Origin of the sequence: Hoeflea phototrophica DFL-43, from assembly GCF_000154705.2 — a bacterium.
Taxonomy (GTDB): Bacteria; Pseudomonadota; Alphaproteobacteria; order Rhizobiales; family Rhizobiaceae; genus Hoeflea; species Hoeflea phototrophica.
Map to the genome: position 1 here is coordinate 3,091,675 of NZ_CM002917.1, position 11,303 is coordinate 3,102,977.

Annotated in this window: 11 protein-coding genes; 4 read left to right on the plus strand and 7 right to left on the minus strand. The window is 58.7% G+C overall.

The annotated features are described in order from the left end of the window. Positions 1–84: 84 nt before the first annotated feature. The 4 genes from acpS to rpoZ all read right to left on the minus strand — a co-directional run bounded on the left by acpS (position 85) and on the right by rpoZ (position 4,078). On the minus strand, positions 85–486 hold the full coding sequence (gene acpS / locus HPDFL43_RS14640; RefSeq protein ID WP_007198151.1) for a holo-ACP synthase: 402 nt from the start codon (positions 484–486) through the stop codon (positions 85–87). After that, positions 483–1,094: a DUF2062 domain-containing protein gene (locus tag HPDFL43_RS14645; protein ID WP_052093211.1), complete on the minus strand. Its 612-nt coding sequence runs from the start codon at positions 1,092–1,094 to the stop codon at positions 483–485. The genes acpS and HPDFL43_RS14645 overlap by 4 nt, the downstream gene beginning before the upstream one ends. Positions 1,095–1,301: 207 nt before the next feature. After that, the gene (locus HPDFL43_RS14650; protein ID WP_007198153.1) at positions 1,302–3,542 is read right to left on the minus strand and encodes a RelA/SpoT family protein; all 2,241 of its coding nucleotides are present in this window, start codon (positions 3,540–3,542) and stop codon (positions 1,302–1,304) included. Between the two features lie 134 nt (positions 3,543–3,676). After that, a complete protein-coding gene (gene rpoZ / locus HPDFL43_RS14655) occupies positions 3,677–4,078 on the minus strand; it encodes a DNA-directed RNA polymerase subunit omega (protein WP_007198154.1) in 402 nt (133 codons plus the stop codon). Positions 4,079–4,429: 351 nt separating this feature from the next. Here rpoZ and HPDFL43_RS14660 point away from each other — a divergent pair, with 351 nt between their 5' ends. Together HPDFL43_RS14660 and HPDFL43_RS14665 are read left to right on the plus strand one after the other, a co-directional pair. Next, a complete protein-coding gene (locus HPDFL43_RS14660; RefSeq protein WP_007198155.1) occupies positions 4,430–5,020 on the plus strand; it encodes a LabA-like NYN domain-containing protein in 591 nt (196 codons plus the stop codon). 39 nt (positions 5,021–5,059) lie between these two features. Further along, positions 5,060–5,701 carry a uracil-DNA glycosylase gene (locus HPDFL43_RS14665; protein WP_040449260.1) on the plus strand — a complete coding sequence of 214 codons (642 nt, stop codon included), beginning with the start codon at positions 5,060–5,062 and terminating at the stop codon, positions 5,699–5,701. A gap of 33 nt (positions 5,702–5,734) precedes the next feature. On the opposite strand, the gene smpB is transcribed toward HPDFL43_RS14665, so the two are convergent. Beyond that, a complete protein-coding gene (gene smpB, locus HPDFL43_RS14670) occupies positions 5,735–6,217 on the minus strand; it encodes an SsrA-binding protein SmpB (protein ID WP_007198157.1) in 483 nt (160 codons plus the stop codon). A gap of 2 nt (positions 6,218–6,219) precedes the next feature. Then, the gene (dapA, locus tag HPDFL43_RS14675) at positions 6,220–7,101 is read right to left on the minus strand and encodes a 4-hydroxy-tetrahydrodipicolinate synthase (RefSeq protein ID WP_007198158.1); all 882 of its coding nucleotides are present in this window, start codon (positions 7,099–7,101) and stop codon (positions 6,220–6,222) included. Positions 7,102–7,442: 341 nt separating this feature from the next. Between dapA and HPDFL43_RS14680 the strand changes: the two genes are divergently transcribed. Then, the gene (locus tag HPDFL43_RS14680; protein ID WP_052093212.1) at positions 7,443–9,500 is read left to right on the plus strand and encodes a lytic transglycosylase domain-containing protein; all 2,058 of its coding nucleotides are present in this window, start codon (positions 7,443–7,445) and stop codon (positions 9,498–9,500) included. Between the two features lie 111 nt (positions 9,501–9,611). Continuing rightward, positions 9,612–10,538, plus strand: coding sequence for an alpha/beta fold hydrolase (locus HPDFL43_RS14685; RefSeq protein WP_007198161.1), 927 nt, complete (start codon positions 9,612–9,614; stop codon positions 10,536–10,538). Between the two features lie 59 nt (positions 10,539–10,597). Here HPDFL43_RS14685 and HPDFL43_RS21425 read toward each other — a convergent pair whose 3' ends face one another. After that, positions 10,598–11,125 (minus strand): NADH-quinone oxidoreductase subunit E, encoded by a 528-nt coding sequence (locus HPDFL43_RS21425; protein WP_156970285.1) that lies wholly within the window; start codon positions 11,123–11,125, stop codon positions 10,598–10,600. Positions 11,126–11,303: the final 178 nt, after the last annotated feature.

An 11,303-nucleotide genomic window follows, 5' to 3' on the forward strand; every position in this document is an offset into this window, starting at 1 on the left:
GCGGGAGCGCATTCTCTAGCGGTTTGCACGGGTTCCGGCAACCATTGAGGCATTCACCGTTTCCCGACGCCTCCGATTGTGGTTTCAGGGTCTGGGCAGCGCTTCAATAATCACGAACGCCTGCGCCAGCGGATAATCATCAGTTATTGTCAAATGAATGGCGGCGGTCATGTCCGCAGGGAGCATTGACTGCAACCGCTCTGCCGCCCCACCGGTAAGTCTCATGGTCGGTTTTCCACCGGGAAGATTGACCACGCCCATATCACGCCAGAACACACCTTTGGACAGCCCGGTTCCCAGCGCCTTTGAGCAGGCTTCCTTGGCCGCAAACCGCTTCGCATAAGAGGCCGCGCGGTTGGCACGGCGATCTGAACGCGCCTGCTCTATCTCGGTAAAACAGCGCGCAGTGAATCGCTCGCCGTGCCGCTCCAGGGTTTTCTCGATTCGCCTGATATCAATCAGATCGCTGCCAATCCCGACGATCACGCGCGGTTGGCCTTTTCGGCACGTCGTTCAGCACGCGCTGCGGCAAGCTCCTGTATCCGAAGCCTTGCGCGCGCCGCAAGCTTCGACTTTCTCCGGGTCTGGAATGCCGTCACCCCCCAATAGGTCAAAACATAGAAGCAAATCGCAGTGAAAAGCCCAGGCGGAACGCAGCCAATCAGCATTGGCTTAATTACGGGCTCCCACAATTGGCCCACATCGAGATGGGTCAGCAAGGAATGCAAGTCCACGTGCCGGTGGCCAGCACCCTGAGGAACGCCGATCAGAAGATTGCCGAGCTTGAGCGTCGAGGCCCAGATGAACGGAAACGAAATCGGATTGCCGAAAGCCGTTCCCAGCGCCGCGGCCACCATGTTGCCCGCAAGAACGTAAGCCAGAACGAAGGCCAGCACAAAATGAAACCCCAGAAGCGGTGTCCATGAGGCAAAGACGCCCGCCGCCACACCTGCAGCGATGGCGTGAGGTGTGGCAGTAAGCCGCAACACCCTTTTTATGAAATACTGAAACGACCTGCCAAACGAGCGCCGTGGCCAGAGCGCGGTTCGCATCCGGTCAAAAATACCCTCTGGTCTTCGGCGTCGAAACAGCATGATAGGGTCGTTTATCGCTCTGTTTGTGTCAGTCCTAAGTCAGACCGGCAGATTTTCTCACAAGTTACACACCGTGCCGGTCACATTCAGTAGCGAGCATAAGCGGCAACCCCGAAGAACTGGTAAAGGCGCGACGGATTTCAACACGTTGAAACCAGCAACCTTGCGGGCAAAACCATTCAACCATCTCATGTGGGCACTGTCAGCCTATTCATAGATGCGTTCGACGGTGGAAACGGAATCCAGCGACTTCAATTGAGCGATCAATTGGTTGAGGTGCTTGAGATCCCACACCTGCAGATCGACAAGCATTTCGGTAAAGTCCGCCGCCACACGGACCATGGACAGGTTCTGGATGTTGGTTTCGCTCGCGGCGATGGCCTGAGCAACGTCAGCAAGCGTGCCGGGCGCATTGATCGCCGTCACCAGTATCCTAGAGGGGAAACGGTTCTTGTTGTTCTCGTCGATGTCCCAGCGAATATCGATCCAGCGATTGGGCTGGTCATCAAATTTGGTCAATCCGGGCGACTGGATCGGATAAATCGTAATGCCGGCACCAGGCTCCAGAATCCCGACTATCCGGTCGCCTGGAACCGCTCCGCCGGGACCGAACCGCACAACAGAATTGTCATCCATGCCCCGAATGGGCATGGCGTCGGTCTCATTGCCCAGGCCGGCCATGCGTGAGGCTTTGGGAGCACTCTTGGATTTGCCCAGTCCTGGCAGCTTGAAGATCAGGCCGGCTGCACTGCGAAGATTGAACCAGCCTTCATCAACCGGCTTGCGCGTCGAGACGCGGGTCTCCTGATGATTGGGGAAGAGAGCCTGAAAGACATCGTCGGATCCCAATTCACCGCGCCCCACGGCAGCCAGCGCGTCCTCGACCTCCTTGTGGCCAAGCCGGTGCAAGACCGGCTTGAGACTGTCACGCGACAGCGGCTTGCCCGCACGGTTGAAGGTACGCTCGAGGATCCGCATCCCGAGCCCCGAATACTGCTTGCGAACCGCCGCCTTGGTTGCGCGTCTTATCGCTGCCCGCGCCTTGCCGGTAACGACAATTTCCTCCCAGGCCGGTGGCGGCACCTGTACGCCCGAGCGCAGGATCTCAACCTCGTCGCCATTGGTAAGGCGGGTGACAAGCGGCATGATACGGCCATTGATCTTGGCGCCCACGCAGGTGTCACCAATATCGGTATGCACCGCATAGGCGAAATCGATCGGGGTGGCTCCGCGCGGCAGCGCGATCAGTTGGCCCTTTGGGGTAAAACAGAACACCTGATCCTGGAACAATTCCAGCTTTGTATGTTCGAGAAAATCCTCCGGATTGTCGCCAACCGAAAGGGCCTCGATTGTCTGACGCAGCCACGAATAGGCACGCGAATCCTTCGACAGGAGTTCGCTATCGCTGTCCTGTGTCGTGTCCTTGTAAAGCGCATGCGCCGCAACGCCGCGCTCAGCGATATCCTGCATCAGTCGGGTGCGGATCTGCAGCTCAACCCGCTGGCGCGAGGGGCCGACAATGGTGGTGTGGATCGAGCGGTAATCATTCTGCTTGGGCGTGGAGATGTAGTCCTTGAAGCGTCCCGGCACCACCGACCAGCGCATATGCACGATGCCCAGGGCCCGATAGCAATCGGCTTCGGTGTCCACGATGATCCGGAAGCCGAAAACATCCGACAATTGCTCAAAAGACAGCGACTTTGACTGCATCTTGCGAAAGACCGAATAGGCCTTTTTCTGACGCCCCTTGACGGTTGCCTTCAGACCCTGCCGCTCGAACAGCCCCGACAACTCCTGCTCGATCGTATGGATGAGATTGCGGTTGCTCTCGGAAAGCTCGGCCAGCTTGCCCGTCACCGTGTCGTAGGCTTCCTGATTGATGTTCTGGAACGCAAGCTCTTCCAGCTCTTCACGCATCGCCTGCATGCCCATGCGTCCGGCCAGTGGCGCATAGATATCCATCGTTTCCTCGGCAATCCGCGCCCGCTTCTCCGGCGCCACATGCTCAAGCGTGCGCATGTTGTGAAGCCGATCAGCCAGTTTCACCAGCAGGACCCGGACATCATCGGAAATCGCCAGCAGAAGCTTGCGCAGGTTTTCCGCCTGCTTGGCCCGCTTGGTCACCAGATCAAGCTTCTTGATCTTGGTCAGCCCCTCGACCAAACGTCCGATGTCCTCCCCAAACAACTCGTCGATTTCGGCACGGGTGGCCGAGGTATCCTCTATGGTGTCGTGCAGAAGAGCCACCGCAATGGTGGATTCATCAAGCCGCATCTCGGTCAGGATGGCAGCCACCTCAAGCGGGTGGGAGATGTAGGGATCGCCGCTGGCACGCGTCTGCTTGCCGTGCTTCTGCATGGCGTAGACATAAGCCTTGTTCAGCAGAGACTCGTTGACATTAGGCTTGTATTTTTGCACGCGCTCGACGAGCTCGTACTGACGCATCATGGAAGCAGCACTCCAAAAACGAACAATGCGCCGAATCCAACGACCGGCGCATTCTATCGCATCAGTTGTCTATCGGCTGTGGCGTGGCAACAGCGCCGGTCCCGAAAGACCGGCAGATGCGACCAGCAACCTAATCAATAGTCGTCGCTTTTTTCCGGCGGCACAAGTCCCTCGATACCTGCGAGCAACTCTTCTTCCGACATCGAAGCAAACGAAACCGCTTCCGGCTGATCGTCCTCGACCACAGCCTCTGCCGAGGCTTCGCCTGCCTGAATGAACTTCTCCGGATCGGGCTCTGGCTCATCCACTTCAACATGCTTCTGCAAGGAGTGAATGAGATCTTCCTTCAGGTCGCCGGGAGAAAGAGTCTGATCGGCGATCTCACGCAGGGCAACGACAGGATTCTTGTCATTGTCGCGAGCAATCGTGATCTGGCCGCCCTGCGATATCTGCCGGGCGCGATGGCTGGCGAGCAGGACCAATTCAAAACGATTTTCAACTTTGTCGATGCAATCTTCGACTGTGACGCGGGCCATTGCCTGTCCTTTGCAAACTGCGAATGGGGAGATTAGCACTGCCGTAAACATATTGTGCGGCAATTTCAAGTCATTTGGCCTCAACACCCACTTTATCGGGGCCGCATCTTGACGTCGATCCGAGCGGGCCCAATTTGCTTGCACCCGAACCGAGTTCTAACTCCCAAATAGTCATCACTTGAAATTTATGAGGAAGAGAGACACTTGCATAAATTAGAATATATAGTAATCCGGGCCTCTCCCATGAATTGCGTTGAAATTCAAAAACATTCCTCAAAGGCTGTGCATTCAATAATTGGAGCTGCACAGGTAGAGACTCAAAAGTAATTTTGATAAAAAGGATTTTCGCCGATGTTTGACCCAAGAGAAAAAATCGCACTTTTCATTGATGGTGCGAATCTTTACGCAGCGTCAAAGAGCCTGAATTTCGACATTGACTACAGAAAGCTCCTGAAATCGTTTCAGGGGCGCGGCTATCTTCTCCGCGCCTATTACTACACAGCGCTGATCGAAGACCAGGAATACTCCTCAATTCGTCCCTTGATCGATTGGCTGGACTACAACGGTTACAAGGTCGTCACCAAGCCCGCCAAGGAATTCACCGACTCCATGGGCCGCCGCAAGGTCAAGGGCAACATGGATATAGAACTCGCCATTGACGCCATGGAACAGGCGGAGGTGGTTGACCATCTTGTCATCTTCTCCGGCGATGGGGATTTCACCTCCCTGGTCGAGGCGTTGCAACGCAAGGGCCGCAAGGTCACGGTGGTCTCCTCGCTTTCGACACAGCCGCCAATGATTGCTGATGATCTGCGCCGCCAGGCCGATTATTTCCTTGACCTGTCCACTCTCAAGTCGGAAATCGGCAGGGAGTCTTCAGAACGGCCGCAACGTCATGCACCTGCCGTTGATGAAGACGACGACGACGATTTCGACGATTAACGGTCCGGGCCTCGGGCCAAAGCGCATACCGGCGGCACGATGACAGAACCAGACTATGATTGCGGCCTATGCCCAAGGCTTCGTGGCTTCATTCTTGAGAACCGGAAACTTCACCCGGAATGGCACAATGGTCCGGTGCCGACCTGGATCCCGCCCGAGGGAGCGGGTTCGGTCGAGCTGCTTGTTGTCGGCCTGGCGCCAGGTCTGCGCGGGGCAAACCTGACAGGACGCCCCTTTACCGGCGATTTTGCCGGCGACCTTCTGTATGAAACCCTAGGCGCGCACGGCTTTGCTTCAGGGACCTTCGAAGCCCGCCGCGATGACAGCCTGAGGCTCAGGCGCACAGCAATCACCAATGCCGTCAGGTGCGTACCACCGCAAAACAAGCCTGTGGGTGCTGAAATCAACACCTGTCGCAAATTCCTGAACGGCACGATCACCGGGATGCACAATCTCCGGGCTATCGTGACCTTGGGCAAGATTTCCCATGACAGCACCGTGCGCGGCCTCGGCGGCAAGCTGTCCGCTCACTCCTTTGGCCATCAGCGCGAAACCGAAATCGATGGCGTGCGAATTTTCTCGAGCTATCACTGCTCACGTTACAACACCAACACTGGCCGCCTGACACCGGAGATGTTCAACGCGGTCTTTACCGATGTGGCAAGGTTTCTGGCCACCTGAACCGGTCGCATCACCCGCGCGACGAGGACAGGATCAGCCGCGATCACGCAGCAGCCGGGATTTCTGACGGTTCCAGTCGCGTTCCTTCTGGGTCTCGCGCTTGTCGTGCAGCTTCTTGCCCTTGGCCAACGCCAGCTGAAGTTTCGCACGCCCCTTGTCATTGAAGTAGATCTTGAGCGGAACCAGCGTCATCCCGTCGCGCTGAACTGCCTGGCCGAGCCGCGCAATCTCGCGCGCCTTGAGCAGGATCTTTCGTCTGCGGCGGGTCTCATGATTGAACCGGTTGGCCTGCAGATATTCAGGCACATAGGAATTGATCAGCCACATTTCCCCGCCCTCTTCATTGGCGTAGGATTCCGCGATGTTTGCCTTGCCCTCACGCAACGACTTCACTTCGGTTCCGGTGAGGACCAGACCGGTTTCGAACGTGTCGACGATCTCGTAGTTGAAGCGCGCCTTGCGGTTCTCTGCGACGACCTTTCCGTGCTGGGACTTGTCTTGGTTCTTTGGTGCCATGATCAGGCCGAAACACCCGCATGCTCAAGAGCTGAATCCAGCAACGCGGCAGTGGCAGGTTCCACAGTGGTCAGCGGCGAGCGCACGACGTTACGGATCAAACCCAACTTGGCCAGACAATGCTTCACACCCGCGACCCCTGGCTCGGTGAAGATCGCCTTGTGCAACGGCATCAGCCGGTCAAGCATCGCGAGCGCTGCCGGGTAGTCGCCACGAAGCGTGGCTTCCTGAAACGCCGCGCACTCCGCCGGTGCCACATTGGCAGTCACAGAAATACAGCCGACTCCACCATGGGCGTTGAAGCCGAGCGCGGTGGGATCTTCACCCGACATCTGTACAAAATCGGGGCCACAGGCCATGCGCTGCTCGGGAACCCGCGCGAGATTGGCGGTCGCATCCTTCACCCCGATGATGGTCGGAAAATCCTTGTGCAACGCAGCCATCGTTTGCACCGACATGTCGACGACCGAACGCGGCGGAATATTGTAGATGATGATCGGAAGTGACGTGGCTTCCGCCACCGCCTTGAAATGGGCGTACAGCCCCCTCTGGGTCGGCCTGTTGTAATAGGGGGTCACCACCAGAACGGCATCCGCGCCAGCCTTTTCAGCATGAACGGCAAGCTCGATCGCCTCGGCGGTATTGTTCGATCCGGCACCCGCAATCACAGGCACCCGGCCATCGGCGACCTTGATACACAATTCCACAACACGCTTGTGCTCGGCATGGGTCAGAGTCGGAGATTCACCCGTCGTGCCGACCGGCACCAGGCCATGGCTGCCAGCCTTGATCATACGTTCGACGTGGCGAACGAATGCGTCCTCGTCCACCGATCCATCATCGGCAAACGGGGTAATGAGGGCTGGCATGGAACCCTTGAACATGCTGGTCTCCAAAAATGGTCGCAAGGCGCGTATTGTGTCTTCAAATTGTCATGGCAGCGGATACAGGAATTCTGCGCCGTGGAAAAGCCTTGCCGGTCCGCTGTAGAGCGGTTTTGCGCCGCCCCGCAGTGGTTTGACCATCTTTCTCATCGGTTGCAAAGCCATTCATGCTCCCAATTCTGCCTGAATGTTGAATTTGAATGGGTTCAATAAGTTTTGCTTAACCTTTGTTTCACCGACGCATGCCATGATCCCGCCGGAATGACAGAACTGGAGCGCTGCGGGTCGGGGAAGCGTCGCTCTTTCACTTAGCCTGGAACACTTGATCCGGACCGATCTTCATGAAGCTAAACACCCCCGTTGCAGCTCTGCTGTGCCTCTCAACCTCATTTGCCGGCATATCGATGGCAGCGCCCCTGCCCCGGGGCGATGTTCCGGAACCCACGCCGCGCCCTGCTGCTGTCAGCCTCGAAACAACCTCATCGGTCCTGCGTGTCAATGCGGCTGCATCCACCACTGCGAGCCGCGAGCTCAAGGCGGGGCTTGATGCGCTGAGCGACCGGGATGTCGACGCAGCACGAGCAGCGCGCGACGCGATGCGCCGCGGGACGCTCGACCATCAAATCCTCACCTGGGCGATCGCCCTTTCGGGACTGGAGGGCGTGCCGTCCGGCGAAATCGCCGCTGCAGCTGCCGAGCTCAAGGGCTGGCCGGGGCTGAAATCCCTTCGCGCGCTCTCGGAGCGGGCCATTTTCTTTGAAAATCCTCCCGCAGCCCAGGTGCTCGCAGCCTTTGGCGACACACGCCCCGAAACCGCCAAAGGCGCGATCACTCTAACCCGCGCGCTGATGACGGCAGGCCAGACCAACCGTGCCAGGTCAGTCGCGGTCGAGTTCTGGCGCACAGAACGAATGGACAAGGAAGAGTCCAACATCTTCCTCAAGGAATTCAAAGCGCTCTTGAGCAAGGCCGATCACCTGCGCCGGATGGAGATGCTTCTCTACCGCGACCGGGTTTCCGAAGCGAAACCGCTTGCGGAACTGGCACAGGCGCAATCGCTCTATCGGGCATGGACTTCGGTAATCCGAGCCCCCGCAAAAGCGGCATCCGCGATTTCGAAGGTGCACCCAAGCTGGCATGACGATCCTGCCTATCTCTATCTGAGGGTTCGGCATCTGCGCGCGTTGGAGCGCGACAAGGACGCCGCCGCACTGCTCGCCAAGATGCCACGGGACCGGGCAGTCTTGGTGGATCCCGATGAATGGTGGATAGAGGCCCGTATCATCAGCCGCGGAATCTATGAGCTGGGAGACGCCAAGGCCGCCTACCGGCTTGCCGCCGCCCATCTGGCACAAAGCCCGGCGGACTATGCCGAAGCCGAATTTCATGCCGGTTGGTACGCGCTTCGCGGTCTCAAGGATGCAAAGACCGCATCCAGGCATTTCGCCAATATTCTCAAGGTAGTTGATGGCCAGATCTCGACCGCGCGCGCGCATTACTGGCTCGGACGTGCAGCCGAGTCCGGTGGCGGCGGACAGGCCGCAGATCATTACGCCCGCGCGGCGCAATTCCCCACCACGTTCTACGGCCAACTGGCTGGCGCCAAGCTCGGCCACAAATCGCTCAACATCACCTACCCCGCCCCCAGCAATGCCGAACGCACCAGATTTACATCGCGCGAAGCCGTTCAAGCCATCCGCAAGCTCGAGGACGCAGGCTATGAATGGCGCGCCGACAGCCTCTACCGCGCGCTTGCTGCCGAATTGGACAGTCCCGGTGAACTGGCGATCCTCGCCGCCATGGCAGAAAGACGCGGCGACCATCAGGTCTCCCTGCAGGTCGGCAAGATCGCCTGGAACCGCGGCCTCGACGTCGCCGCCCTTGCCTATCCGTTGGGCGCCGTCCCCGCCAGCGCCAATATTGCCGGGTCAGGCAAGGCGCTCGCCTATTCGATCGCGCGCCAGGAAAGCGCCTTTAACAAGGCCGCCGTTTCACCTGCCAACGCGCGAGGGCTTCTGCAACTGCTGCCCGGCACCGCAAAGGGCGTCGCCTCTCGCCATGGGCTGCCCTACTCGAAGGGCCGCCTGACAACAGATGCCGGCTACAACGCCACGCTTGGCGCGCATTTCCTTGGCGAGCAGATTGAGGATTTTGGCGGCTCCTACATCCTGACATTCATCGCCTACAATGCCGGGCCGCGCCGGGTGCCGCAGTGGATTGAACGCTTCGGTGATCCGCGCGGCAAGTCTCTCGACGAGGTGATCGACTGGATCGAGATGATCCCGTTCACCGAAACAAGGCATTATGTGCAGCGGGTGCTTGAAAACTATCAGGTTTACAAGGCCCGGCTGGGCCAGAGCGCCAGCATCGAAAAGGACCTCCGCTTCGGACGCCGCTGAAAGTGCTGCCAGCAGGCAAGCGCGATTGTCCGCCAATCGAGCGCCGGGTGGTCTGAACCGAAAAATGCGCTATAGCATTGACAGACAGCATTCAGGAGACCCGCAACAGCCATGGTCAATCAGGATATCGAGACGCTTGCGCCGGTCACCCATGAAGATGTGTTTTATTCATCGCGCGAAGGCCTCAGGCTTCATGCGGCGGATTATGGCCGCCACGACCCGCTCACCCGCGGCCCCCTTCCGGTCGTCTGCCTGCCCGGCCTGACCCGCAACACGCGCGACTTTCACGATCTGGCGGTGTTGATTTCACGCCACCCGAAGACCCCGCGTCGGGTCGTCAGTTTCGATTATCGCGGCCGTGGCCAATCTGCCTGGGACAAGGACCCCGCCCGCTACACAATCACCACAGAAGCCGACGACATCCTCAATGGCATGGCAGCGCTTGGCCTTGAACACGCGATTTTCATAGGCACCTCACGTGGCGGGCTGATCATGCACGTCCTCGCCGCAACCCGTCCCGGCGTTATGGCCGGTGGCGTTCTCAATGACATCGGTCCGGTGATCGAAGGCGCCGGGCTTGCCCAGATCAAGGCATATCTGTCACGCACGCCAAAGCCTCGGAATTGGGATGAGGCAGCCACAGCCCTCTCCGAAGCACATGGCAAAAGCTTCCCCGCCTTGACCGACGCAGACTGGATCGATTTCGCCCACGCGGTCTTTGCCGAAAAGAACGGTGCGCTTCTGCCTGATTATGATCCCGCACTTCTTGAAGGACTCAAGGGCGTTGATCTTGGCACACGACTGCCGACGCTCTGGCCGCAGTTCGAGGGACTTGGAGCCATGCCGCTTCTGGCTCTGCGCGGAGAGCATTCTTCACTTCTGTCGGCAGAAACACTGGATCTAATGAAAGCGCGCGTTCCCAGCCTTCAGACTGCCACAGTCAAAGGCCAGGGCCACGCTCCAATCCTCCACCTGTCCGGGATACCCGAGATCCTCAACAAGTTCTTTGCTGTAGTGGACAAGGCCCGCGGCCACTGAAATCCGACAGTGAACCGCTCCACCTTGCATCCATTGTCGCAGGCCGGGATGCTTGAAGTCTAATCAGACTTCTTGGATCCCCGCTTGGGTGCCCCACCCGCAGAGCTTACCACTTCGCCCTTGGCAACCCGCTTTGAGAACTCAGTTGAACCGCCTTTGGCCAGTATCTTTGCCTGCACCACCCAGTCATCCCTCTCTATCCGGCCCGAAAAAGACAATTGCTCGTTGAAGTCCGCCTGATCCTTCTTGGTCCATTTGGCGATTTGAGCGAAACTGGTGATGCCAATGGCGTTCAGCTTTGCTTCGAGTTGTGGGCCGACCCCCTTGATCCGCTTCAGATCATCAGGCGCCGCGGCAATGCTGGGCTTCTTCTTGGCAGGGCTTGCCTTGGCTGCCGCTTTTGGCTTGGCCGGGGTTTTTTCCTTGGCAGCGGCAGCTTTGCTCGCCGACGACTTGGCCGGCGCCGATTTGGTTTTCGCTTTGGCAGTTTTGGCCACCGCAGCCGGCTTTGCAGGTGTGGCCGCCTTGGGCGTTTCTTTCGGGCTGTCCGGAACCGTGGGAGTTTCGCTCACCAAGTCAACAGCCACTGCCGGCTGCGGGGTGCTCGCGGGTTCATAATGCGGCGTCGGTGCTGCCAGCTCGCCGGCAGTTGCAGTTTTGGCGGTACCCTCACGGGTCACAGCCCCTGCGGACCCCGAATGTGCGCTCTTGCCAGGGGCGAATTGACCCTTGAGCCAGCAACCGACAAAGCAGCCGGCCGCAAAA